This window comes from uncultured Thalassospira sp. (assembly GCF_963976115.1).
Lineage (GTDB): Bacteria > Pseudomonadota > Alphaproteobacteria > Rhodospirillales > Thalassospiraceae > Thalassospira.
Genome location: NZ_CAXBJJ010000021.1, coordinates 26,973 through 52,330, shown reverse-complemented (window position 1 = coordinate 52,330; position 25,358 = coordinate 26,973). Strand labels below are relative to the sequence as shown.

The 25,358-nt window shown below is 53.1% G+C and carries 21 protein-coding genes; 9 read left to right on the top strand and 12 right to left on the bottom strand.

The genetic code is table 11. The features are described from left to right. Positions 1-11: 11 nt before the first annotated feature. From phnE to phaR, 5 genes are all read right to left on the bottom strand, one after another. A complete protein-coding gene (gene phnE / locus AAC086_RS21060) occupies positions 12-824 on the bottom strand; it encodes a phosphonate ABC transporter, permease protein PhnE (protein ID WP_339781740.1) in 813 nt (270 codons plus the stop codon). Between the two features lie 69 nt (positions 825-893). Continuing rightward, entirely contained in the window at positions 894-1,910 is a 1,017-nt protein-coding gene (phnD, locus tag AAC086_RS21055) for a phosphonate ABC transporter substrate-binding protein (RefSeq protein WP_339781739.1), read from the bottom strand. Positions 1,911-1,982: 72 nt separating this feature from the next. Beyond that, the gene (gene phnC, locus AAC086_RS21050) at positions 1,983-2,828 is read right to left on the bottom strand and encodes a phosphonate ABC transporter ATP-binding protein (RefSeq protein ID WP_339781737.1); all 846 of its coding nucleotides are present in this window, start codon (positions 2,826-2,828) and stop codon (positions 1,983-1,985) included. A 724-nt stretch (positions 2,829-3,552) separates the two neighbouring features. Then, entirely contained in the window at positions 3,553-3,948 is a 396-nt protein-coding gene (locus AAC086_RS21045) for a helix-turn-helix transcriptional regulator (RefSeq protein ID WP_339781735.1), read from the bottom strand. Positions 3,949-4,907: 959 nt separating this feature from the next. Continuing rightward, complete coding sequence (gene phaR / locus AAC086_RS21040) at positions 4,908-5,540, bottom strand: polyhydroxyalkanoate synthesis repressor PhaR (protein WP_339781733.1); 633 nt, start codon at positions 5,538-5,540, stop codon at positions 4,908-4,910. Between the two features lie 321 nt (positions 5,541-5,861). Between phaR and AAC086_RS21035 the strand changes: the two genes are divergently transcribed. Continuing rightward, on the top strand, positions 5,862-6,971 hold the full coding sequence (locus AAC086_RS21035) for a hypothetical protein (RefSeq protein WP_339781731.1): 1,110 nt from the start codon (positions 5,862-5,864) through the stop codon (positions 6,969-6,971). After that, on the top strand, positions 6,925-8,043 hold the full coding sequence (locus AAC086_RS21030) for an alpha/beta fold hydrolase (protein WP_339781729.1): 1,119 nt from the start codon (positions 6,925-6,927) through the stop codon (positions 8,041-8,043). The genes AAC086_RS21035 and AAC086_RS21030 overlap by 47 nt, the downstream gene beginning before the upstream one ends. A 100-nt stretch (positions 8,044-8,143) precedes the next feature. Here AAC086_RS21030 and AAC086_RS21025 read toward each other — a convergent pair whose 3' ends face one another. After that, positions 8,144-9,106, bottom strand: coding sequence for a nucleoside recognition domain-containing protein (locus AAC086_RS21025; protein WP_339781727.1), 963 nt, complete (start codon positions 9,104-9,106; stop codon positions 8,144-8,146). Between the two features lie 215 nt (positions 9,107-9,321). On the opposite strand from AAC086_RS21025, the gene AAC086_RS21020 reads away from it, so the two are divergent. From AAC086_RS21020 to AAC086_RS21005, 4 genes are all read left to right on the top strand, one after another. Continuing rightward, the gene (locus tag AAC086_RS21020) at positions 9,322-9,780 is read left to right on the top strand and encodes an Lrp/AsnC family transcriptional regulator (RefSeq protein ID WP_339781726.1); all 459 of its coding nucleotides are present in this window, start codon (positions 9,322-9,324) and stop codon (positions 9,778-9,780) included. A gap of 184 nt (positions 9,781-9,964) precedes the next feature. Next, complete coding sequence (locus tag AAC086_RS21015) at positions 9,965-11,137, top strand: acetyl-CoA C-acetyltransferase (protein ID WP_339781725.1); 1,173 nt, start codon at positions 9,965-9,967, stop codon at positions 11,135-11,137. Between the two features lie 252 nt (positions 11,138-11,389). Next, positions 11,390-12,112: an acetoacetyl-CoA reductase gene (gene phbB / locus AAC086_RS21010; protein WP_339781723.1), complete on the top strand. Its 723-nt coding sequence runs from the start codon at positions 11,390-11,392 to the stop codon at positions 12,110-12,112. Positions 12,113-12,348: 236 nt separating this feature from the next. Further along, positions 12,349-12,867, top strand: coding sequence for a DUF2478 domain-containing protein (locus AAC086_RS21005; RefSeq protein ID WP_339781722.1), 519 nt, complete (start codon positions 12,349-12,351; stop codon positions 12,865-12,867). Positions 12,868-13,191: 324 nt separating this feature from the next. On the opposite strand, the gene AAC086_RS21000 is transcribed toward AAC086_RS21005, so the two are convergent. Then, positions 13,192-13,869, bottom strand: a complete 678-nt coding sequence (locus AAC086_RS21000) for an NTP transferase domain-containing protein (protein ID WP_339781720.1) — start codon at positions 13,867-13,869, stop codon at positions 13,192-13,194. Between the two features lie 45 nt (positions 13,870-13,914). Then, entirely contained in the window at positions 13,915-14,865 is a 951-nt protein-coding gene (locus AAC086_RS20995) for an NAD-dependent epimerase/dehydratase family protein (protein ID WP_339781718.1), read from the bottom strand. Positions 14,866-15,150: 285 nt separating this feature from the next. On the opposite strand from AAC086_RS20995, the gene AAC086_RS20990 reads away from it, so the two are divergent. The 3 genes from AAC086_RS20990 to AAC086_RS20980 all read left to right on the top strand — a co-directional run bounded on the left by AAC086_RS20990 (position 15,151) and on the right by AAC086_RS20980 (position 19,834). Beyond that, the gene (locus AAC086_RS20990) at positions 15,151-18,186 is read left to right on the top strand and encodes a response regulator (RefSeq protein ID WP_339781716.1); all 3,036 of its coding nucleotides are present in this window, start codon (positions 15,151-15,153) and stop codon (positions 18,184-18,186) included. A gap of 237 nt (positions 18,187-18,423) precedes the next feature. Further along, positions 18,424-18,798: a response regulator gene (locus tag AAC086_RS20985; RefSeq protein WP_339781714.1), complete on the top strand. Its 375-nt coding sequence runs from the start codon at positions 18,424-18,426 to the stop codon at positions 18,796-18,798. A 49-nt stretch (positions 18,799-18,847) separates the two neighbouring features. Then, a complete protein-coding gene (locus AAC086_RS20980) occupies positions 18,848-19,834 on the top strand; it encodes an endo alpha-1,4 polygalactosaminidase (RefSeq protein ID WP_339781712.1) in 987 nt (328 codons plus the stop codon). Positions 19,835-19,917: 83 nt separating this feature from the next. Here AAC086_RS20980 and pelG read toward each other — a convergent pair whose 3' ends face one another. The 4 genes from pelG to AAC086_RS20960 are packed head-to-tail and all read right to left on the bottom strand — an operon-like array spanning position 19,918 to position 25,350. Beyond that, a complete protein-coding gene (pelG, locus tag AAC086_RS20975; protein WP_339781710.1) occupies positions 19,918-21,294 on the bottom strand; it encodes an exopolysaccharide Pel transporter PelG in 1,377 nt (458 codons plus the stop codon). Further along, complete coding sequence (pelF, locus tag AAC086_RS20970) at positions 21,294-22,820, bottom strand: GT4 family glycosyltransferase PelF (protein ID WP_339781708.1); 1,527 nt, start codon at positions 22,818-22,820, stop codon at positions 21,294-21,296. Before pelF ends, pelG begins: the two co-directional genes overlap by 1 nt. After that, entirely contained in the window at positions 22,817-23,932 is a 1,116-nt protein-coding gene (locus AAC086_RS20965; RefSeq protein ID WP_339781706.1) for a hypothetical protein, read from the bottom strand. Before AAC086_RS20965 ends, pelF begins: the two co-directional genes overlap by 4 nt. Then, positions 23,929-25,350: a hypothetical protein gene (locus tag AAC086_RS20960; protein ID WP_339781705.1), complete on the bottom strand. Its 1,422-nt coding sequence runs from the start codon at positions 25,348-25,350 to the stop codon at positions 23,929-23,931. The genes AAC086_RS20965 and AAC086_RS20960 overlap by 4 nt, the downstream gene beginning before the upstream one ends. Positions 25,351-25,358: the final 8 nt, after the last annotated feature.

Below are 25,358 nucleotides of genomic sequence, written 5' to 3'. Positions count from 1 at the left end.
TAACGCATCGATCATATCACCAGTTTGCGCAGACGCTGCGAAACGATGTCAAGCAGGCTGACGGAAATGATGATAATGATCATGACCGCGGCGGTTTCGGCGTAATAGAACGCCCGGATATATTCCCACAGAACCATGCCAATGCCACCTGCGCCGACAATGCCCAGAACGGTAGCGGAGCGCACGTTGCTTTCGAAGCGATACAGCGAATAGGAAATCCACAGCGGAAGAACCTGGGGGATCACCCCGAAAATAACTTCCTGCAGGCCATTGGCACCGGTCGCCCGAATGCCTTCGACCGGTTCGGGATCAATTGCTTCGACGGCTTCGGAAAACAGTTTTGCCAATACGCCGGTCGTATGAATCCACAGGGCAAGCACACCGGCAAACGGACCAAGCCCCACGGCGACGACGAATAACATGGCAAAAACCATTTCGTTGATGGCGCGAAAGGAATCCATCAGGCGACGCACCGGCTGATAGACCCAGAACGGAACAATGTTTTCAGAACATAGAATACCAAACGGGATTGAACAGACAATCGCAAGGGCCGTGCCCCAGATTGCAATCTGGATCGTGATCCACATTTCGCTGACATAGCTTTTCCACATCAGGAAGTCGGGCGGGAAAAAGCCATCGGCAAAATCGACCATGTTGCCGCTATTTTCGATCAGGGCCATCGGGCGCATATCCGCCCCCTCCCACGAATATGCCAGAAGACCGAAAATAAAGGCCCAAAGAAGCATGCTTCCCATCGACCGTTTAAGGTCATGCGGCGGAAGTTCCGTAGCGGCAGGGGATGTCGAAGAAATGCTGCTGTTCATCGTGTTAATCCAGGATTGTAAATGCAAACAGGGAGCCCGCTTCACGCGCGCTCCCTGCCTAAAGGTCGATTACTCGTAGGAAACCAGAATGTCGAGTTCTGCCAGTTTCTTGTCTACTTCAGCAAGGCGGCTTGCTTTTTCGTCAGCAGACAGCTCTTCGGTGTTCTGAATTTTCAGTTTGTCTTTGAACAGGGCAAGCTGACGGATCGGGTAAAGCTGCGCGTTGGAGCTTTCCATGAATTTGCCCATGCCGTCCTGAATGCCGACAAGAACCTTGTTGGCTTCTTCAACATTGCCAAGACGGCCATAGCTAAGGAAGAAGGCCTTGATTTCAGATTTCAGTTCGCGCGACAGATCTTTGCGATAAACCATCGGGTCAGACGGGATCAGCGGTGACGTCCAGATCACTTTGACCTTGTCGGTGATTTCCGGCTTGACCATTTTGGTGCGTGCAAGCTGCTCGGAGTTATTGGCAGCAACATCAAGCTGGTTGTTGGCTGTCGCCATCAGGTTGGTTTCATGGTTCGCATTGCGCACGGTCTTGAAGCATTCTTTCGGATCAACGCCGTTTTTCGCAAACACATAGTAAGACGGAACCAGGAAGCCCGAGGTTGAGTTCGGATCACCGATACCGAAGTTCAGCGTTCCGTCACATTTGAGCATATCGGCAAGCGTGTTGATCTTGTCGTTATTGGCCTGGGTGATGATGTGGGAATAATACCCGTTTGTACCGTCGCTTTTCGACGTCTGGACGAACACTTCACCGCCCGCACGGTCAACGGCTTCCATGGCCGACTTGTTGCCAAACCAGCCAACATGGACCTTGCCAAAACGCATGCCTTCGATGATACCAGCGTAATCGGGCGCAAAGAATGCTTCGACTTTTTTGCCAAGCGTGGTTTCCATGTCGTCGATCATTGGCTGCCACTGGGCTTTAAGATTGGCACTTGATTCAGTCGAGATGAAACCGAAAACGATGGTATCGGGATCTTTTTCAAGCGGCTTGAAGTCAATATCGGCCTGGGCAAAGCCCGAGGCAAACATGCTTGCTGCAAGTGCAACAGATGCAAGTGTTTTGCGGATCATGAGAAGTCCCCTGTCAGGTTGTTGTAGAGATGAGAGCCAATGAGGTCAGGCAGAGAGAAACATTGTGTTGCTCTAGCTTGGCGCGTAAGCCATGTCTTTTTGCGCTTCGACAACCTTGCCTTTTGCCGGTGCGGGCTCGGGCGGGATTGCGAAAAGTTCGGATGAATATTCGCCGTAAAGATCGCGCAGAAACTCGGGCGTCAATGCGGTGGACGGGCCGTCAAAAATGACTTTGCCGTCCCGCATGGCGATGGCCCGGATGCAATAATCCCGGGCGTAATCAACCTGGTGTAACGATACGATCACGGTTACATTGTCTTCGCGATTTACCCGCTCAAGCGTGTTCATCACCTTGCGCGAGGATGCAGGATCAAGCGATGCAATCGGTTCGTCCGCCAGGATCAGGCGTGCACCCTGGGTAATGGTGCGCGCAATCGCCGCACGTTGTTGCTGACCGCCGGAAAGATTGCGGGCTTTTTTCGTTGCATGCCCGTCGATCCCGACACGTTTCAGCGCGGTCATTGCCTGCATGCGCTCTGCACGGGTAAACAGGCAAAGCGACCCGCGCCATGCCGGAACCTGTCCGAGCATGCCGGTCAAAACATTGGTTAAAACCGTCAGGCGGCTGACCAGATTGAATTGCTGAAACACAACGCCAATATTGGCCCGCACCTTGCGCGCACCCCTTGAAATACGGCCGTTCTGCTGGATGACTTCGCCAAAGACTTCGATCATGCCACCGTCGCGATCCGCGCGCAGCAAACCGGCAATATGACGAATAAGGGTTGATTTACCCGAACCGGATGCGCCGATCAGCGCGACCATCTCGCCCTCGCGAACCTGCAGGCTGACATTGTCCAGCGCCCGCTTGCCCCGCGTAAAGCTTTTACTTAGTCCGGAAATATTTACGACCAGCATTAACGTCCGCCTGCTTGTGTTTCGCTGATCAGGACGCTACGCGGAATTCGCGACTCTATGGTGACGGTGATGTTACGGTTCGATGATTACAGTGCCTTATTTTCATCGACAACAATCAAACTTGTCTACACATTAAGTATTGTTTTGAGTTAAAGTGCAATTTTTCATGTAAATTAGATGTAATAATTCATTTTACAATAAATAAAATGAATTTTATCTCGAAATTTTAAGAAATGAACAGGTCTTTATCATGCCTAAACTTTTTTTCATGATGCTTCATAAAGTATATGGGGCATTGATTTTTTTTTGTTTCTGTCTTCGATCGCGAGTTCCCGCTTTGAAAGCATGCCGTTATGGCGACCGTGTGGAATTGAGCACAGCAGAGGACCAGGAGAGGATAGGACTGTTTTTCTTTTTGATCTTTTGTTCGGGCAACTGTCCGGAGCTGTATGTCTTGTCGTTGATCAATCACGCTTAAATTACATGGCATAACGTGTTTGCGTGTGTTTGTAAGTTTTTCAACCAGATCAACAACAGCACGTTTTAGGCGCATATCGTGATAACGCTGACCGCGTCTTCAACGCACTGTTTCTATCGGTCATATTAAAGGAAAAATGCTTTATCCGATCCTCGCGTGACAACGTCTTCCGGGACGAGACAAGACATCAAAAAAGGCCGTCGTGAGACAGCCTTTTTTAAGGTAGCACTTCTGACGAAAAAACGGTCAGGCGGCCTGGTCGGCAAGGGCGCGGGCCATGTGGCTTAACGCTTCCTGATGTTTTTCGTGTTTGATGCTGGCGAAGTTACGCGCCAGTTCAAGGCACATGCGCTGACGCGCATTAAGTTCAGTTTCCTGGTTGCCTTCCAGCCCTTCATAGAAGTAGCTGACAGGAACACCAAGGACCTGCGAGATTTCATAAAGACGACCGGCAGAAATGCGGTTAATGCCGCGTTCGTATTTATGAGCCTGCTGGTAGGTAACACCAATCAGGTCTGCCATCTGCTGCTGGCTAAAGCCCAGCATGATACGGCGTTCGCGGATGCGCTGGCCGACATAGCGATCTGTGTCGGTTGCACGATTGGCACGTTTAGGTTCTTCGTTGGGGGAAATTGCATTCATTGCATTGTTATCCGTTATCAACCGCCAGTTATAAAGGTTCCCACCCCGGTCGTCGTTTGGCGTCGTAGTTGCGCCGCCCTGCCAAATCATTTGGTCTAGATTTTTAGAGGATTTTAATGTGGCAGGAATCTGACTGGGAGTCAGATATCGTTCTCAACGAACCGAAGGAAGCTAGGTATATAGGTCAATTGGTCTGTCATTGTCTAGTGCGTAAGGCGAAAAAAAGACAGAGGCTTCTGACCCGTAGGGTGTGAAAAAAGCCGCATAGCTGACATGCATCTTTCGAATGATCGCAGGTTGTGCATTGTTTTCCGACGGTAACAATTGACCTAAAAGTTGGGCCATAAAAGCCGAACTGCCACCGGGAAAATGATAGTCAAGCCAAGGCCCTCCGCCTTGATTTATAGCCAAATTCTTATGTGGCGGTGCAGCATGTTCAACCCTGATTTCACGCGTGCTGCTTGCGCCGGTATTGCTGGTTACCGGGGGGCGAACGGGGGACGCAAGCGGGGCCGTGACGGGCATTTCGGAGACGTATCCTGTGGGTTTATATCACGATTTTTTGAAGCCTTTGAGTTGCGCATTTGCGGAACGGCAGGGGTGTAAACCGAGTTTTTCGGACGCAAGCGGCGTTGTGGCCGCAAAAATTACCTGTTTTGATCGCGAGCAAACGCCATTTTTCGATCAGGCAGGCAAAATTTGCCGGTCGAATCGCCGTTTTGTGACAGTTCGTCGATTTCTGGAAAATCGATGCAGGATTGATGCCGAAGCGAATCGTTTCGGTTGTAAAAAAAACGGGGCGCACGGGCCCCGTTTGTTACATGTGGTATCGTCCTGTGCGATGCTGGTCGCGGCACCCATAAATGCGCGCCGGTTGCCACCATGTCCGTCTGTCGGTCGGGGCGTCAAAAGATGCCACCCGTATCGTATCGGCGGCCCGCCAGAGTCTTTGTTTCGGTCTATTTTTTGGTTTTGTTATCGACCAGATTGTTAAGTTGGGCCTGCATGGCTTCAAGCTGGGATTTAAGTTCGTCCAGCGAGGCATCGCGTGCGGCTGGTTGGGGGGGCGTGGGGCGCGGGGTATTGCTGGGGGCTGTGCCGTTTTTTTGGGCACGTTCCTGTTCCTGGGCCAGAAACGGCGAAAACATTTTCATCGTCTGTTCAAACAGGGCCATATTCTGTTTGTTCATTTCTTCAAATTGGCCGAACGGAAAAATGCCGTGCATGGTGCCCTGCATATAGTCGCGCATCTGTTCCTGGTTATGGGCAAAGGACCGCATGGATTGTTCCAGATAGCTGGGAATAAGCCCTTGCAGGCTGTCGCCATAAAAACCAATCAATTGCCTGAGAAAACTGATGGGCAGCAGGTTTTGCCCCTTGTTTTCTTCTTCGACAATAATCTGGGTCAGCACGGGGCGGGTAATATCGTCGCCGGTTTTGGCGTCATAAACGACAAAATCCGTGTTTTCCTTGACCATCTGCGACAGATGGTCAAGCGTGACGTAGGAACTGGTTGCGGTGTTATACAGGCGACGGTTGGCGTATTTCTTGATAACAACGCGATCCGGATCGTTGGTGTTTTTATGGGTCATGGCGGTGTTCCCTGCTTCCCTAGTTTCCCCGACGTGCGGTTTGTGAACCAACTTTTTGTCGTGTGATGCTTGTGCGTGCGCACAAAATGCCACGTGGCGCAGCAAGTGGACTGCTGCAATTGCTAATGCCTGTAACAAGAGTGCCGCTTAATTTCAAATGTGTCCAGCATTCAACACCGGTTGCAACGCGAAACAGGATGCGTTTTTGCGTTGTTGCTGCGCAACACGGGATTTGATTTTAGCAAAAACTGGTTGAGCCTGTACGAAGAATGGTATGATGTTTGTGGCCAGCCGCGCAAAATTGGGGGCGATGAAATAGCCATGACGGATCAGATCAAAAAAAAATCAACCGCGTCCCGGCGGGGTAAAAATGCTGCGCCGAAAAAGAAAACGGCCAAGGCCGGGCGGGCGGCAAAAGGGCATAAAAGCGAACGTGCAGATGCACCGGTACTGGCGGATCATACCAAAACAGCAATGCCGGGTGGCACAGCTTTAGCCAAATCGATATCGAAAGCAAAACCGGCAGCTAAAAGTGCGCCGGATGCAAAAGCAGATACCGCATCCGCCAGCCCGGCGGGGAAAAAGCACAAGGCCAGGAGCAAACGCCCGGCACCCGGTTTGGATGCGCCATCGGACGCTGCGCATCAGGCGCAAACGGCATCGGAAACGCACACGGACGGCGCTGATAAGGCGGCCGCTGATCCCGATGCGCTTGCGATCCGGTTTTTGGAACTTTGGCGCGCGCAGGTGGCGGCAACGGCAGGGGGCAGCGATGCCGCCAGTGCCATTGGTCGTTTATATGCCGGGCTTGGGGCCGATACATCGCGCCTGGCCGAAGGGTTTGAGGCATGGGGCCGTTTGATTGGCCAGTTGGCAACAGGCCAGCCACCGGTGCAAAACCCGTTGGCGCCAGGCCCGGGCCGAACCGGGCAACACGTTGGTATGAACACTATGTTTGACCCGGTTCGCGCGATGATGAATTTTAAGCCCCCGTTTGCGACGGGCACGGCAACATCTTCTGCACCTGCAACATCCTCTGCGCCTGCGGCACCCTCAGCGCCCGCGGCACCCTCAGAGAACACGCCAGCCACTGGTGCAAAAAAGTCAGCGAACAAGACGCCGTCCCGACCAGACATTGCCACAACCACGGACCAGAAAACAGAAACTGTATCGTCAGAGGGCGGGGAAAAAACCGCATCTGTGACATATGACGGGGAAGAAAATGGGCGAGAACAATCACAACCGGCCGCCAGCGGGCGAACGCCGGGCGGGGCCAAGGCCACTGGCGACGCATCTGGTCGTCGAGATGACGAGTTGGCTGAGCTCACGCGCCGCCTTGCCGCTCTTTCGGAAACAATTGATGCCCTGGAAGCCGGAATTGACGATGGCAGCGGAAAGCCTGCGTCAGGAGATGTCCCACCACAGCAATGATGTGATGGGGCAAGCGATTGATCGGGCCGCCTTTGCCCAGCATTCGGCGTTGCATGATGGTATTCGCCGCTATCAGGCCCATTCGTATCGTCGCGGGGCAGAGGACGTGCCGGTGATATGGCAGGACGGGGCGAGCTGCATTTTTGACTATGGTGCGATTGCGCCCGATACCGCTGATGCGGATGCGACAAAGGCCCGCAGCAAAGGGGCGGTCTTGCTGGTGCCATCGCTGGTTAATCGGGGCTATATTCTTGATCTTAACAAAAAACGCAGCTTTGCAAGGTTTCTGGCTGCCCAGGGCTATCGCCCGCTTTTGCTGGAATGGGGTTATCCCGGTGCCGAGGAACGCGATTTTGGCATGGATGATTTTATCGCAGGAAGGCTGGTGACCGCCTTGCAGGATATGGCCGAACAAACCGGTGGCCCGATGCCAGTGGTGGGCTATTGCATGGGGGGTGTTTTGGCTATGGCGGCGTGCCTGTTGGAGCCTGCCCTGGTGTCGCGGCTGGTTTTGCTGGCAACACCGTGGGATTTTATGGCCGCAGGCCCGACCCAGGCCCGCATCGCCGCGGCCTTTGCCCCGACCTTGCCGCATATGTTATCCGTGCATGACGAATTGCCGGTCGATGTGTTGCAAACTCTGTTTTCCAGCCTTGATCCGTTTATGATTGGCGAAAAGTTTCGCCGCTTTGCCAATATGGACCCGGCATCAAGCCGGGCCGAAGACTTTGTTGCCCTGGAAGACTGGTTAAATGACGGTGTGCCGCTGACCCGCAAGGTGGCGATTGACTGTCTGATTGGCTGGTATGTTGAAAACCGACTGGCGCGCGGCCAGTGGGAGATTGACGGGGTAACGATGGAGCCTGCCGGTGTCACCTGCCCGACGCTGGCGGTCATCCCCGAAAATGACCGGATTGTGCCCCCCGAAAGTGCCCTGGCCCTGTATGATGGTCTGGCACCGGCCCTTCGCACAGCCCTTCGCCCCGCCGCCGGGCATATTGGCATGATGGTCGGGTCGCGCGCGCAAACATCCACCTGGCAACCGGTGGTCGACTGGCTGGAAACGGCGTGAACAAGGGCGTTATGGAAGCAGATATAACCGGAAACCTTGCGGGTTAATTTGCCGGTATCCTTTGGCCCGGGTGATTATGCCGCCCTGCGAGACATTTTGCCTATTGTGCCGAATTTTCAACGGGCGAAACAGCCGGGGCTGTTTGCCAGCGCCGTGTCAGCCAGGCCAGCAACATCATTATGATCAGGGTCAGCACCACCCGGCCCACCAGCACCACCCAGATATCCGCCCCAAGGGCCAGCATGATCACGGTATCCTCGATCAGGGAATGCGATAACGACAACCATGACAGCGACAGGAACAAGGTGCGTGGGGTGAAGTTTTTTTGCCGGGCTTCGTCAATGATCAGCGCGCCACCATAGGTGAGCCCCAGTAAAATGCCGATGGTGGTGACCGGGGCCGCATCCTTTGACAAGCCCGATACCCGCAGCACCGGCAGTAATGCCCTGGTAAAGCGATCCGTGAGGCCGGTTTTTTGCAAAAGATCCAGCAGCACCAGCAACCCGGCAATGATGGCGAAACTTGCCACCAGCGAATAAAACGTGCTTTGCGCCCAAACCAGCCAACCGGTCCAGCTTGTCTGGTTGACAGTATCGGCAGTGTTTCCGGCCATCCATGACAGATCAACCGATTCGGCGAGATAGCCGGTGTGGCGGCTGATCCAGGTGATGAAGGCCGCATAAAAAAGGGCGGTGAAAATACGTAACCCAGCGGTGGCCCAGAAACTGGCTCCGGCCTTTTTGACAATCGCCTGTTCAACGGGAATGCCATGCGCAAACAGCATCATGGCGCACAGCGCGCTTAATTGTGCCGATGTCATATCAAGGTGTGGGGCCAGCCCGGCAATAACCGCAACCGCCCCGTAAATGTTGATAAAAAGGCAACTGGCCCAGATCAGCCCGGCTTCGGGTGGCATGCCGATCAGGGACATGACCGGGGTAAGGATTTTTGACGCCAAATCGACGACGCCGAACTGATCGGCAACGCGCACAAGCAGCATGATCGGCAACATCACTTTGGCCAGTGTGATGAAAAGACGGCGGCTGCGGACCAGTAACGACATCAGATAGGGCTGCATAAACGAACCTTGCGAGATAGTTGAGTGTTTTGAGACGCCGACCAAAAAGCACAGCCCGGTATCCCAAAACAACACGGAATGATTGTTTGAGTTGCCACTTTACCGGGAAACAGCGATGCTGGTGGGCGTTTTTAGGCGAGGTTATGCATTTTTACGGCGTATTTAAGCATATATGCGCCGAATAATTGTGCGAGGATCGTGTGGAACTTGATCAGATTGACACCGGCATTTTGCGTCAATTGCAAATGGATGCCGATATTGCCACCAACCGGCTGGCCGATATTGTGGGGCTATCGCCATCGGCGTGTTTGCGCCGGGTGACAAAACTGCGTCGGGAAGGTGTTATTGCGCGCACGGTGGCGGTGCTGGACCCGGCATTGGTCGGGCGGCCGTTAACAGCGGTGATCACGCTGGAATTTGCCCGCCATGGCACCCGCCACCGGCTGGAATTTATCGACAAGGTGCGCAAGCTCTCGGCGGTGCGGCAGTGCTTTATGGTGACGGGCGAGGTGTCGTGTGTGCTGACACTGCATATGCGCGATATGGATGAATATCTGGCCCTGACCGAAGAGCTGTTTAATTCTGATCCGAATGTCGAATGGTTTCGGACTTATATTTCTGTTCAAACGGTAAAGGATGATCCGGGTGTGGCGCTTTGACGATGAGCTGACTACGTCCTGGATGGTTCTGGTGCTGTCAACAGCCCCACGCGTTGCAACCTGTACGAAAGGGGCATGTATCAGTGCTTGGCTTTTCATTGCAGCGCGATAAGATCAAATCTGGTTCGGTCGATTGAGCGAACGGGCCGGGAGTAAACGCAAAACAAAAGTTTCGGAGGGTTTCATGACCGAGGTCGTAATTGTTGGTGCCGCACGGACACCAATCGGTGCATTTAATGGCACGTTGTCTGGCACACCGGCCCATGTGCTGGGAGCCATCGCGATCAAGGCGGCTCTGGAGCGCGCCGGTGTCGAAGCCGATGCTGTAGACGAAGTTATTTTGGGTCAGGTTCTGACCGCAGGCGAAGGGCAGAACCCGGCCCGTCAGGCGGCCCTGGGGGCAGGCGTTTCCGAAAGTGCGACGGCCTTTCTAATCAATCAGGTTTGCGGTTCGGGCCTGCGCACGGTGGCACTGGCTGCCCAGCAGATCATGGCGGGCGATGCGACCATCGTTGTTGCTGGCGGGCAGGAAAACATGAGCCTGGCTGGCCATGTTGCACATCTGCGCGATGGTCATAAAATGGGTGACGTCACATTCATCGATACCATGATCAAGGACGGCCTGTGGTGTGCCTTTAACGGCTATCACATGGGCAATACGGCGGAAAATGTTGCTTCGAAATGGGATATCAGCCGCGAAGAGCAGGACGCCTTTGCCGTTGCGTCGCAAAATAAGGCTGAAGCCGCCCAGAAAGCGGGCCGTTTTAACGATGAAATTGCCCCGGTTGCCATTCAGCACCGCAAGGGTGAAACCATTTTTGATACCGACGAATATCCGCGCCATGGGGCATCGGTTGAAGGCATGGCAAAATTGCGCCCGGCCTTTTCCAAGGATGGCACAGTAACCGCAGGGAATGCATCGGGCATTAATGATGGTGCTGCGGCCCTGGTTTTGATGTCGGCAGAAGAAGCCAGCCGTCGCGGTTTGACCCCGCTTGCCAAAATCAAAAGCTGGGCGACGGCCGGCGTTGATCCGTCGATCATGGGCAGCGGGCCGATCCCGGCATCGCGCAAGGCGCTTGAAAAAGCGGGCTGGAGTGTTGATGACCTTGACCTGATCGAAGCCAACGAAGCCTTTGCCGCCCAGGCCATTGCGGTTAACCGCGATATGGGGTGGGATACGGATAAGGTGAATGTCAATGGCGGTGCCATTGCCATGGGCCATCCGATTGGTGCATCGGGCGCCCGCGTTTTTGTCACCTTGCTCCATGAAATGCTAAAACGCGATGCCAAAAAAGGTCTGGCGACCCTGTGCATTGGCGGCGGCATGGGCATTGCTCTGTGCGTTGAACGTTAATGCGGGCCAAGTCATTCGTGCGTATCAAAATGTAGGTCAGGCGCACTGTCGGTATTTTTCATCCGGCGGTGCACCTTCCTGTCAGTTTTCGTGCAATCGGTTTGATGCTTGCAACTTATGACTTGGATCATGGCGCAAGGTTGATTTTGCGGTTACCCTGAAGCCATTCTTGGTTTGGTGTGAAGGGCAAGTGAAGATGCGGTTCTGGTTAATCAGGGCTGTTATTAAAAACTGTTTCTAGGGAGGTCTGCAATGACCCAAATTGCACTGGTTACCGGTGGTACACGCGGCATTGGCAAGTCGATCAGTCTTGCCCTTAAAAATGCCGGTTTTGTTGTTGCTGCGAACTATGCCGGAAATGACGATGCCGCCCGAAAATTTAGCGATGAAACCGGTATCGCCACCTTCAAGTGGAGTGTGGCCGACCCGGATGCCTGCGTAGAGGGCATCAAACAGGTTGAAGCAGAACTGGGCCCGGTTGATGTCCTGGTTAATAATGCCGGAATAACCCGTGACGGCTTTATGCATAAAATGTCCGTCTCAGCCTGGCAGTCGGTGATTGAAACCAATCTCGGGTCGCTGTTTTACATGACCCAGCCGGTTCTTGAAGGTATGCGCGCGCGTGGTTTTGGCCGCGTGATCAATATTTCTTCCATCAATGGGCAGGCTGGCCAAATGGGCCAAACCAACTATTCGGCCGCCAAGGCCGGCGTGCATGGCTTTACCAAGGCGCTGGCACAGGAAGTGGCGCGCAAGGGCATTACGGTTAACACCATCTCGCCGGGTTATATCAATACCGACATGGTGGCGGCGGTGCCTGAAAAAGTGCTGGAAGGTATTATCGGCAAAATTCCGGTTGGCCGACTGGGCGAAGCCGATGAAATTGCCCAGGCCGTCCTTTATCTGTCGGGGCCAAATTCGGGCTTCATTACCGGGTCGTGCCTGTCAATCAATGGCGGGCAGCATATGTGCTGATTTGCATATCAGCACCTGATATTGTTTGTCTGCAACACCCCGGTTTTGCCGGGGTGTTGCTGTTTGGGGTTGGTGATGGGGTGCTGAAGAACCGGACCCGTGAGAACGGAACGTGCGATGCTGTGTGATATGCGTTTGCCGGGCTGGACATGGGGCGAACGGGCGTGCAAATTTGTGTTTATGTCATGCCATGCTCCGGTCTGTAAGACATCGCGGGGCGCAGTATCGGAGCAAAAATGAAGTTTGCGTTTATTGCCGTGCAGGAACGCGGGCAGGTTGATCATTTGTTAGCAGAGCTGGCAAACCGTTTGATCGCCGAGGGTGCCAGGTTGGCCGGGGTTGTCCAGATTAATGCCGAACGCGCAGGGGCGCGCCATTGCGACATGCTGGTCAAGGTTTTGCCCAACGGTTCGCTATTTGATATTTCGCAGAAGCTTGGCAATGAATCGCGCGGGTGCCGGCTAGATGTGGGTGCGCTTGAACAGGCGGTGGCCAGCGTGCAGGCGTCGCTTGAGAACAGTCCCGATATTGATTTGTTGATTATTAATAAATTTGGCAAACACGAAGCCATTGGTCGGGGTTTTCGCGATCTGATTGCCGAGATGTTGTTACGGGGTATTCCGGTTTTGCTGGGGGTTAATCGGCTTAACCGCCCCGCCTTTGAAGAATTTGCCGATGGTGCTGCCATCGAACTGGCTGCGGATGAAGCGGCTATCTATCAATGGTGCCGCGATAACAGCCTGCTGCCAGCCTGATACCATATTGCCGCGTTTGGTGTGTTGAACAGGCATACCGAACGGTTGGTCGGACGGTTTTAAAGCATGTTTCCTTTAATATGACCCATTTTGTTTGTTTTTGGCGTGTCGTTTGGCAAGGCACAGCGCGCTGCGCGATGCGGCGCATCGGGCGAGCGGTGTAACGCCGCCAAACACCGCCAAAAACAAACCCTGTGGGCCAGCGCAGTCTGCCGCCTGGCCGCGTCGAAATCCTTGTCCGTAAACCCATTACGCCCGGCGGACTTCTCCTTACCAGGCGGCAGACTGCGCTGGCAAAATGGGTCATATTAAAGGAAATATGCTTTAGATTGGCAGGGTTTCCAATTGATCAATGTCACTTTGGGTATTGATATTGGCAAATAGCCGCGCCGTATCTGCATCATTTTCACGGGTTGTAAAATCGACCTTAACGGCATTGGCCTGTTGCAGGGCTGCGCGCACACGGCGTTGATCCTGATCGAGCAGGGTGGCAATGGCCGGGGCCATATCGCGATGCCAAAGGGATGCCAGAAAATGGTCGCGCCCGGCATAATGGGCATAGGCGGCACGGATGGGGTTCTGTGTTTGGTCGGCAGGGGTGGCCAGTGGTGCGATCATTGCCTGATATAGGCTGCTGACCAGATCATTTGGCAAAAACGGACAATCAACGGCGAAAACCGCCATCCAGTCGCTGTCATTTCCAAGGTGTTGCAACCCGGCCAGAATACCGGCCATTGGCCCCCTTCCGGGGGCGGGAACATCACCAATGACGGGGCAATCATAAGCGGCATAGTCCGCCTTGTTTTCATTGCTGGCAATCATCACGGCGTTGCAATTGCGCCGGGCATTGGCCAGGGCGTGCTCGATCAGATATGTGCCGTGTAATTTGCGAAACGGTTTGCCCCCGCCCATGCGCGTTCCAGCCCCGCCCGCAAGCACAAGGGCGGTGATTGGGGGCAGGGATACCCGGTTTTTATCGGGGCAATGGACGGTGGGGGCCATAAATCATCGGCCTTTCGGGTTCATTGGTGCGTGCATAAGGCGACGTTAGCCGTTGGTAAGGCGCCGGTTTTGTTCCCAGTCAAGCAGGGAGCAAAGGCCGTCTTGCAGTGAAACATCGGCGACATGGCCGATTTCGCTGTTTAAGCGGGTCGGATCGCCCTTGGATCGCAGGATGTCGCCCTGTCGGGCGTCGCGAAAAACGGGTTCGCTGGTTTTGCCCGCCAGCCGGGTAATTTCCCGGGCCAGATCCAGGATCGATACTTCCTGTCCCCGGCACACATTGGCGCGGATAAAGCAGGCCTGGTGGGTGTTGTGCAGATAGGTCATCGCCCGGTGCAAGGAAGCGGCAACGTCGGAAACAAAGACGAAATCGCGGGTTTGCTCACCCGTGCCGAAAATTTGCAATTGCCGGTCGGCCAATACGTGATTAACGAAAATTGAAATCACCCCGCTATAGGGCGATGACGGGTCCTGGCGCGGGCCATAGACATTAAAAAATCGCAATCCGGCAAATCGCATGTCATAGGCGGTGGCGGCCAGCCCGGCATGGATTTCATTTGCCAGTTTATCGGCGCCGTAAAATGAAATCGGCTGCGGAATTTCAGCTTCGGAAACCGGAATGACGGTGGTGTCGCCATAGATCGCTGCCGAAGAGGCAAAAACAACCGGAATTTTTCCGGCATTGCGGGCGGCTTCAAAAACAGTGACCGCGCCCAGCGAATTTACGCCGTGTGTTTCGCCCCAGCATTCGATGCTTTTTTGTACTGATGCCACGGCGGCCAAATGAAAAACGCCATCGCATCCGGCGATGGCATTTTTGACGGCGTCGGGGTCGCAGATATTGCCAACGATCAATTCTGCTTCGGCCATCAGATTATGCCGGTGTCCGGTTGAAAGGTCATCAAGCACGCGTACGGTGTCGCCATTGGCAAGTAATCTGTCGGCCAGATGCGAGCCAATGAAACCTGCGCCGCCGGTAATAAGATATTTCGCCATTTTTGATACCTGCTGTGAAATCGGGATTTATTTCAGGTTATGTCATGCCATGACATATATTTTTGTTGAAGTTCGCTATTTCAAGCCAAATTTAAAGACAAAGCATTGGCTCTTTGCTCGGGTTCGAATTACGGTTCAGGGCAGGGCAGGGCTGATCTGGCAGGCTTTGCCTGGATTTTAATCTTAGAATATAGGGTTTGTTGTGTGACGGGGAACAATCCTAAACCGGAACTCGTGAACGGTAGCACCGCAAAAGCAACCTTGGCAACGAACAAGCAGTTCGTAATGGGAGCTTTGCTGGTTCTGGTCGCCACAATTCTGATCGGGTTCAACGTGTATGTGCGCGTTGTGCTGGATGCGCGTGCAGTTCAGGCGGCCTTTTCCGACCTGAATGCCATGCTGAAAAGTTACTCCGACCAGTTTGAACAACGCACCCGCTTGTCAGGAACGGTTTTGATCGGCCTGGCCGACAAACTGGGCAGTGGCCAGTTTTCCCGGCGTGAAGGTTATATTTTGCTGCGCCAGGCGGCAGAAAGCCTTGAATTAATTCGCTTTTTGGCCGTGGTCGACAAAAACGGCAATATCGTTTTGTCGTCACGTAGCCCGACCCCGCCCAAGGTTAATGTCAAGGACAATGCAAACGTTGCCTATTTCCTGAATGGCGGTAAAGACCCGTGGTATTTTGACGGGCCTTATAAAAGCCGGATCGATGGAGAATTGCAGGTTCTGGTGTCGGCACCGGTATATGATGCCAGAGGTGCGCTAAGCGATGTGATTGGCGCGGTCATTGACCCGGAAACGATTTTGACGCCATTGCAACGCGTTATGCTGCCAGGTGACGAACTGGTTATGATGAATGACCGCAGCGCGTTGATCGGCACGATCCCGTTTGACGGGGCAAAGGTCGGCACGACGGCGCAATTTGCGGAGATGGGGGCAAAAAGTATCCGCACCACCAGTTCTGTCTATGAAGTTCGTGAAGACGAGGAGGGAAACGCACTGCTGGTTGCAGCCCAACCGGTTTTGGGGGGCAAGGTCAGTGTTGTGCTGACCCGCCCGATGGCGCTGGCTCTCAAAGGTTGGCAACTGTTTGGGCTTGCATCGCTTATTGCATCGATTGTGCTGTTCTTGCTGGCGGTTTTGGGGTGTGTTGTTTTTGCTTATTACGATGTTTTGCAGCAGCGCAACTTTAAGCAATTATCGCTTTTGAATACAAAAATCCGCGAGGAAGCCGACAAGGTCGAGGAACTGGCACAGGTTAAAACCAACTTTCTCGCCAATATGAGCCACGAAATCAGAACGCCGATGAATGCCATTATCGGGCTGTTGCATTTGCTGGGATATACCAACCTGACCGATGAACAGCGCGAATATGTGCGCAAGATATCGGATTCAGGCAAATTCCTGCTGGGTATTATTGACGATATCCTGACCTATTCAAAAATCGAGGCCGGTAAGGTTCAGATTGAGCAGACGATTTTCTCGGTTCAGGAAATCATGAATTCGCTCTCGACCATTATGTCGGTCAATTCGGCGGGCAAGGATATTGAAGTTCTGATTTCGGTCGACGAAAGCGTGCCGCGCCATATCATTGGCGATCCGTTTCGCCTGCAACAAATCCTGATCAATCTTTCGGGCAACGCAATTAAATTTACCAATCGCGGCGAGGTGCTGATTTCGGTTGAGTTGTTGCGCAAGGACCATGACCGGATCGAGCTGGAATTTGAAGTGCGTGACACCGGCATCGGGATGGATGAAGAACAGGTTGCCAATTTATTTGCCCCGTTCGCGCAGGCCGATACATCCACCAGCCGCAAATATGGCGGTACGGGGTTGGGGCTTTCAATTTGTTATCGTCTGACGGAATTGATGAATGGCCGGATATCGGTACAAAGCAAGCGCGGAGAGGGCAGTACTTTCCGGTTTGTTTTGCCGTTTCTGCTGCCTAAAAAACAGGATGTTGCCCTGAATGAAAGCCAGGAGAAACTGCGTGTTCTGGTGGTGGATGACAACTCTCTGGCCCGTGAAGTTCTGTCGAAAACCATTCATAATCTGGGCTGGGATACCCAGGTTGTGCATTCCGGCGAAGAAGCCATCGCCTTGATGGAAGAAAAACAGCAGGAAGGCCGGTATTTTGACCTGGTATTGATGGATTGGAAAATGCCGGGGCTTGACGGTGTGCATGCCAGCGAGGAAATCCGCGCCCGTCTGCCGCAAAGTTCAATGCCGATCATTGTGATGGTGACGGCGGGTGAAAAAGACAAATTGCTGCGCCATCCCTCGATCAGCAATGTGGACGGTATTATTTTAAAACCGGTGACGGAATCCGCACTCTTTAATGCGGTGGTGACAGCAAGAACCTGGACCAAGTCGCGCCACAGGGTGGAAGCGGTTGAAGCGGTTGAAGAAAATACCCGCCAGCCCGGGAGTGCGCATACATTGACGGGTTTGAATTTGCTGGTGGTTGATGACAATTTCATTAATCAGGAAGTCGCGAAACATATTCTGGAAATTGAAGGCGCAACCGTAACACTGGCAAATGACGGGCGGGAAGCCGTCAATATCATGCGCGATCATGGTCCCGAATTTGACCTGGTATTGATGGATTTGCAAATGCCCCATATGGATGGGCTTGAAGCAACCCGTGAAATTCGCGAAACACTGGGCAATCACAAGGTGCCGATCATTGCCCTGACCGCGGGCGTGTTTGAATCTGATCGGGCAAGATGTTTTGCCGCCGGGATGAATGGTTTTATCAGCAAGCCGTTCAAGGCGGAAAACATGATCCGCCGTATTCGCGATCTTGCCGGGTATCATCGCGATGCGGACGCGGTTTCAATCGCGTTATCTGGCGCAATCATCCACGACAATCAGGTCAATGGACCAGATATCATGGCGGGCGAAATTCATGAGCCCGCGCAGACAGATATGAATCCTGTTTTTGAAAATACGTCCGCCGAGGATGCGCCTGCCGAGAAAACAGAAAGTGTGATTGATCGTGCAAAGGCCATTGAAATGCTGGGCGGGGACGAAGATTTGTTTAAGTCTTTGGCGGCGCAGTTTGTCAGCCTGTATGGTGATAGTGCCGGTCAATTTACGCAAAGCCATGATGACCGGGATTTTGCGGCGTTGAATTTGCGCGCGCATAGCCTGAAAGGGGCAGCGGGAGCCGTTGGCGCGACCCGGCTGGCGGCGGCCAGCGCCAAACTTGAAACTCTGGCAGCGCAGAAAGACGAGGCTGAAGTTGCAGGGCAGTTTCCCGTTTTTTTGCATGACCTTCAACGGGCATTGGCAGAACTTGAACGGGAAGCGAATGGTTAAAGCATCTTTCTCTTAATATGACGCACTTTGTTTGATTTTGGCGGCAGAAGACCTGCGGGCAAAAATCTGTGCTGCAACGGGGTTTTAAAATATTAAATCTGGATGTTTCACACGAAACCTGACACGGCATGTTGGCTTTTTTCTGTGAACAACCATCGTTTAACATAGGGAACGACTTTATATGCTTATGCCTTGGTTGGAACGGATCTGGGCAGGCACTGTGCGGGTGAGTGGCCGATGAGCGATAATATTAAAATTCTGATTCTGGAGGACGAACCGATCACGAGAGCCTTGTTGCAGGCAATTTTGCGCAAGGCGGGGTATCAGGTAACCATCACATCAAGTTATGATGAGGCCTTTGCCGCATGGCAGCGCGGAAGTTTTCATCTGATTATTGCGGATTTCTTTTTGGAAGGTAGGCAAACCGGTGCCGATTTTGTGCGCGAAATTCGGGCTGCCGGCAAAAATGTTCCGGCGATTGCCCTGAGCATTGCCGAGCATAGCCAGAACCGCGAGGATATCGACCTGGCCGGGTTTGATTGCTATTTGCCAAAACCAATCGATGTGCGGGTTTTGTCAGATACGGTGGCAAAATTGCTGGCGTCAGCATGACGGGCAAAAAGAGAAAATGATGGGGATGGTTGTTTTCAGAAAAGTCAGAATGCCTGCCGGTAAACAGTCCTTTAAACATTGCGTGCAGCAGAACATGCGTGCGGCTGTGCGTGGTGTGTTTCGCGCCTTTATCGCTGTGCCGCCAATGGTCGCCGCCGTGATTTATATGGGCAGTTCCATTGCGATTGCGGCCCCGGCTTTGGCGGGTACGCCAGACAAGGCGAGGCATGCTGCGGGAGGATTGAACACAGGTTTTGATCCGTCACCGGCGACATCGCGCGGCGTGCAGTGGCCTGTTTCCAGGCAAATATCGGGCACAGCAAAACCGGTGCCCGTGCCCGATGGACGGTTTTTTTTGCAATTGCAGGGGGATGTGAAAGTGCCCGCCGGAACGCAGGTGGTGGATGCAGACCTTTTTGATGTTGATGCCAGCCAGGTTTCCGAGTGGCGCGATGCCGGTATCTATCCCATTTGTTATATGAGTGCCGGGTCGGTTGAAGACTGGCGCGAAGATGCCGCGATGTATCCAAAGTCTGTAACGGGCAAGGATTACGAAGGCTGGCCAGGTGAAAAGTGGCTTGATATTCGCCAGATTGCCAAGCTGGCGCCGATTATCAAGGCGCGGCTTGATTTGTGTCGTCAAAAGGGATTTTCAGGTGTTGATCCGGATAATATCGACGGTTACCTGACCGATACGGGATTTAACATTTCACGCGATGATGCTTTGAGGTTTGTCCGTTGGATGGCAAGCGAGGCCCATCAACGTGGCCTGACGATCGGTCAAAAAAATGCCCCGGACATGGCGGCAGACCTGTCGTCCCAGCTGGATTTTGTCATATCGGAAAGCCCGGTAACCTATGGCCATGTGCATTATTTTGCCCCTTATGTTGCGCAGCATAAGCCGGTTTTCGCCATCGAATATCTGACAGATCAGGCCGATATCGCCCGTTTTTGCCAGCTGGCCCGTCATGCGGGTTTTCAGGGTATCAATGCCAGCCCGGCCCTTGATGGCAAAAACCATTATTGCGATGATTAACACCGGGGTTTGTTAACCCCGACCATTCGCACAGCCGGGCCGAAAGTGCCATTCTGGCGTGATCCGCCGACATTCACCGCTTGCTAGATCGACGGGTTATTGGTGATGAAAGCGCCGTAGGCCAGACGTTTAAGGTTATAGACCAGGCATCCCATTGCCAGAACGAATGTCAGGGCCGCTGCCAGAAAATAACCCATGCCATGTAACGCGAAATAGTCGGCGCAAAGCCAGGTGAAGGTGAAATTGGCAAGCAGGAAAATGACGTTGAGGATCATGACCGGTTTGCGGAAATCGAAATAGGATAAAAACACCATTGTAAACATTGCCAGCACATGCAGGCAGGCCCCTAGCGCGCCAAAGCGGAATACACCAATTTCCTTGAACGGAATGTTCATGGTTTCAAGAATGAAGGCCGCAGATAGCACAATCAGAATGGCGAGAAGGCCGGTTAGCACGGTCAGATTGCGCAGGCTAAGCATTGTGAAATTGATGATGTCACGCTGATAGCTTTCAATCGTCATATAGGTGACGTGCTTTTGGAACGATTTGTAAAACCGGTTATATTTTTCGAAAAAGGCGGTTTCGATATTGACGAAAAATACCGCAAAAACCGGAATGGTAAACAGGTAGGACAAAAACATGGCTGAGTCATAGTAAGGGGCTGTGCGCAAGATGCCAGCCACAACATCGACATTGCTGTCACGCGCCCACATCACCCATTTATCCACCCAGATCGCCATGTTGTAGCTAAGGCCGCTAATGCCGAGTACCCAATAGGTTCCACCTTGCCGGAACAGGATAAACGGTTCGCGGGGCAAGGCGGGATATTCAACAAAAATCCAGGCCAGCAGCCCAAACAGGATAAATGCCAGCCCTGCGTTAAAGCCCCAGATAAGCCCGGTCGCACCATAGCTGGCAAGCAGCATGCTGCACGAAACAAAGGCGATAAACATGCCGATGAAAAAGACAGCCGAAACATAGGTGTAGTTCTTTAACGCACTGACAAAGACCACCACCGTCCAGATCAGGCCAATCAGATAGCCACCGGCAATAGCCGCGGCGCGTTGGCTGGCGGTCAGGGCGGCAGCATATCCATAAAGGTAAATCAGCGGCAGGGAAACCAGCGCAATATAGGCCATCATCATGGAAAACAGCAGCGATGGTGCGCGGTCAAGCCGGTCTTCGTGGATCTGATCGGCCAGCAACCGGGTGCCGACCATGACAATCGGCCCGCAAAATACCAGTGAGAACGAAAAATTATAGGTAATGATGGTGCGAAAAATCAGAAGGTCGTCCCAGGTCACCAGATAGCGGGTTAAAAACGTAATGCCGACCAGTGCCAGAATGGTGAACAACCATGGTCCGGAAGAGAGCAGCGCCGAATAGGAATAGGCTTGGACAATGCCCCACAGGTCGCCCCGTCCGGTCATTTTGCGCAGGGTAAAACCAATGCCAGCCATTAAAGCATGCCCCCTTTGCTGCGGATCAATGGCCCGTTATAGCCATTTGGGGCATCGCGACCGGTTTGGTAAAGTTCCCCATACAGGGACAAAACGTTTTTCTTGTTATACTGCTTTTTAACCCGCTGCTTGATGGTTTCCCCGAATTTGTCGCGGGTTACAGGCGATGTAATGATTTGTGCCAGGGCCTTTGCCATTTCACTGGGATTTGCAACGGGCACGATAATTCCGCCTTGCCCCAGACCGGGAATTTCATCTGATCGGCCATAAAGCATTTCGCGACACGCACCTACATCGGTCGCAACCGTGGGGATACCCGCAGCCCCCCCTTCGAGAATGACCAATGGCTGGGCTTCGCTGACGCTGCTTAGGACCATAACATCGATTTTACCCAGGTAATCAGCAATATTCACCCGGCCACCAAAGGTGACAACATCCTGTATTCTTAGGTGTTCTACCATTTCCAGGCATTCGTCAAAATAGGTCTGGTCTTCGTCGGTCGGGCCCAGGATCAGGGCTTTAAAATGGCGGGTTTCGCGGCTGAGCATGTGGATGGCGCGGATAAAGGATTTGATATCCTTGATCGGAACGACACGGCCAATCAGACCAATGATCGGTTTTTCCTGCTTTTCACGCGGAATGGCGGCATATTTATCGTAATCAATGCCATTGGGAATAACACGGACCCGTTCCGGGTCGGCACCATCGCGCAACTGCAAAATCTGGTTGCCTTCGTAAAGGGTGATGATTTCGTCGCAGGCCCCGTAACAGGCCCCCGACAGGGCAGAAAACCCTTTAAGCCAGAGTGACCGAATGTCTTTTTCCAGGCTTTTGACATCGTAGTCGGGGATCGGGTTTTGATACAGCCAGTCAGCCATGGCGATTTCGATCCGGCGTTCGTTGGTGTAAATGCCATGTTCGGTCAAAATCACGGGGCGTTGATATTCAATTTTGGCCCGCGCGGCCAGCAAGCCTGCATAGCCGGTGGATACCGCATGATAACAGCGCGCCTTGGGCAGGGAAAACCGGGTTGTTGCCAGAATGCCGCCCACCAGAATGCGCCAGCTCCAGAAAAAATCGAGAAACGATGTCGATGCAAAGTTTTCTGAATAATAGGTCTTTAGAAATTCCCAGCCAAAATGGCTGTTCAGCAAAATGTTCTTGCCGATATCAAGGCTGTTGACACCGTTGGTAAAGGTCGAGAAATCCTCGACCTGGCCATGATTTAGAAATTGTAGCAAGGCGTGGGTGGTCTGGCGTAATTTTTTGCCCTGCCAGGTAAATTTGCGGCCGTCGGGCAAGTCGTGCAAATACAGATGCCGGATGCCAATGACATTTTCCGGGACGTCATATTTATGGGCAATTTCGCCGGTATTTTGGGCGAGAATGGCGACCACCTCGAATGTGATGTCGGGCATGGCACAAACAATGTCGTGCACCCAGCTTGAGACGCCGCCCGCAACATAGGGATATGTCCCTTCCAGCAGCAGGCAGATATCAGCTTCCTGTGGCGCGGGCTTGTTCATTGCGGTGAACCTTTTTGCCACAGGGCCATGCTATCAAGGCGGAACGGGCTGACGACCGGGTTTTTGCCGGTGGTCGTTTCGGGGAAATGGCGTGCGATCAGGTCGCGCACCCGGTCATAGTTTTTGGCATTGTAGTTTGCTTCGATCAGCCAACTGGCAATTGCCTGTTTGTCGGTTGAAAGGTTAAGGGCAACTTCAAACAGACGGGCAGCCCCCTGATAGTCGCGTTGCTGGTTTAAAATCCGCCCGATCCGGTAAGGCGGAATGGCATCGTCAGGGCGGTCCTTGCGGCATTGTTCGTAAGTTTCCAGTGCCATTTTCCGGTTTTCAATTTCGCGTTCATGGTCCAGCAGGCCGGTAAAGGCGTAATCATCATACAGGGTGGCCAGGGCCATTTTGCCATCGAAGTTATCGGGGTTCTGGCGGATGGTTTCCTGAATTTTTAAAACATTTGTCAAAAAACGGTTTTCGATCCGTGCCTTGGCCGACGCGGCAAGTACCCGGACGGTCGGGTCCTGGTCATTCATTGCCATGACAATGACATTGGCAAAATCAGGCCGGAAATAACGCGATACCAAGGTCACGATCGCCAGCTTTTCCTCGGTTTCTGCTTCCTGCATCAGATCGGTATAAACTGTAACACTGTGTTCTGGGCCAATGGCACGACTGCCCGAAATGATTTGCCCATATAATTCTTCGGCACTGGTGGCGTGGTCGGCCGGGAACAGTGCGATGTACCAGTCGCGAAAACGCCATTTATCGCTGCGGGTAAAAAACGATACCGTTACCAGCAGCACGCTGCCTGCCGTTCCCAGAAAGCCGCATAACAAATAGCCAAAACCCAGGACGCAATATTCGCGGATAAAAAACCCGCGTGATGCCCGCCAATAGCACAATAAACCAATCAGGCAGGCCGATGTCAGATGCAAGCCAGCCAGTTCGGGCCAGGAAAAGGCCGTGCGGGCAAAGGCAAAAGCCACCAGACCCGACAAAGCCAGCGCCAGTATTGTGATCAGAAGAATCCAGACATAAGACGATAGCGGGCGCGCCACATAAACATTATCCCCCTTCAGGGATGCCGATAGTGTTGATGTGGGCCGATGATTGCTCATGGTACGGAATGTTCCCGGGGATGCACAGAACCAGGTTTGTTCACAAGTGTTTTCGTCACAAGTGCCAACTGGCAAATGGTTTGGTCGCTACTGGCGCGCAAAAGCTTGTTTAATTTGCCACACACATTATCAATGCCTGCTTTGTCAGTGCCAAGAAGCAGAATCGATATGATCGTACCATGATCATGTCCGTCACGTTGAAAAACCAGATCGGTATTTCGCAATTCACGCGAAAACCCGCGGGCGATCTGGTCGGTCAGGCGCAGGGCTTCTTCGCTGGCGATGTTGTTTTCGATATTTCTGACATCAAGTTGCCATAACGATAATCCGTTTCGTTTACATACCTGGATCAACCATTCCGACAGGGACGGCCAAAGCTGGCTTGAAACAATGGCGTGCCGAACTCCGTCGTCGCCGATCCAAACCGAGTTTTCATAGGTTTCGGCTTTGGCAAAGGCGCTGCTGAGCCATTGGCGCACCAGATTGGCATTGATCAGAAGCGAACTGTTCAGTTTGTCGAAATCGATTTCCTCGATTCGGATAACGGCGAGAATTTCGCCGGTCTCGTTATTTTGAACCGGAATAGCAATAACGGCATCTTTCCCCAGAATGGCAGCGTCGTCTTGCCTGTTGATCATCAGGATGCGCCGTTCGGTGAGCAGGGACGCATAAAGCTGGCTTTCGCCGTGAATTTGACGGGAAAATTCAGTCGGGGTTTCCCAGCCATGTGACACCAGGGCATCAAGATTATTGCGGCTGGGGACAAAGACTGAAAACTTGTTCGGGGCCAGAATTTCATCCACCAGGCTTTCAATGCCGGTAATCACGTCGCTTACTTCAAGCTGTTCCACGTTCTGTGCCGCGCGAAACACGGTCAGAACCGTCTGTGCCTGGGTGGCGATTTGACGTTCCAGAAAATGCACCCGTTCCATGGTCGAGGCATAGGCCTTTGACAATGTTTGCTCGCGCAGTTCGGTTTGTGCAAGATCGGCACGCAATTCGGCATTTTGCACCAGTTGGCGACGCCGTAATTCGCCCAGCAACAAACCGGTCAGCATCCAGACAATGGGGCGCCAACCGATGTAAAGCAGATAATCGTAGTAATCCTGATCGACATTTTGCGGCGGAAAATGTCCACTGAGCAATGTAATGCTTGCGGCAATGGCCGCAATTAACCCGGCACTGGTCCCATATTGCACCGATAGCAAAATGACGACAGCCCATAGCGGATGCGGGGCTGTTGCCCAGAACCGGGTGCCCGTACCCATCGTATAGTCGGCTAACAGGAACAGGCCGATGAAAACGACCAGTTCAATGATGGCAGACAAACGCAGATCAGACCCGGCGCTGCTGGCGCTTTGCCGGGCTGTTTCCACTTCGATGCGTTCATTGGTGTCAATAATGCCGGAGCGGGTCATGTTTCGCG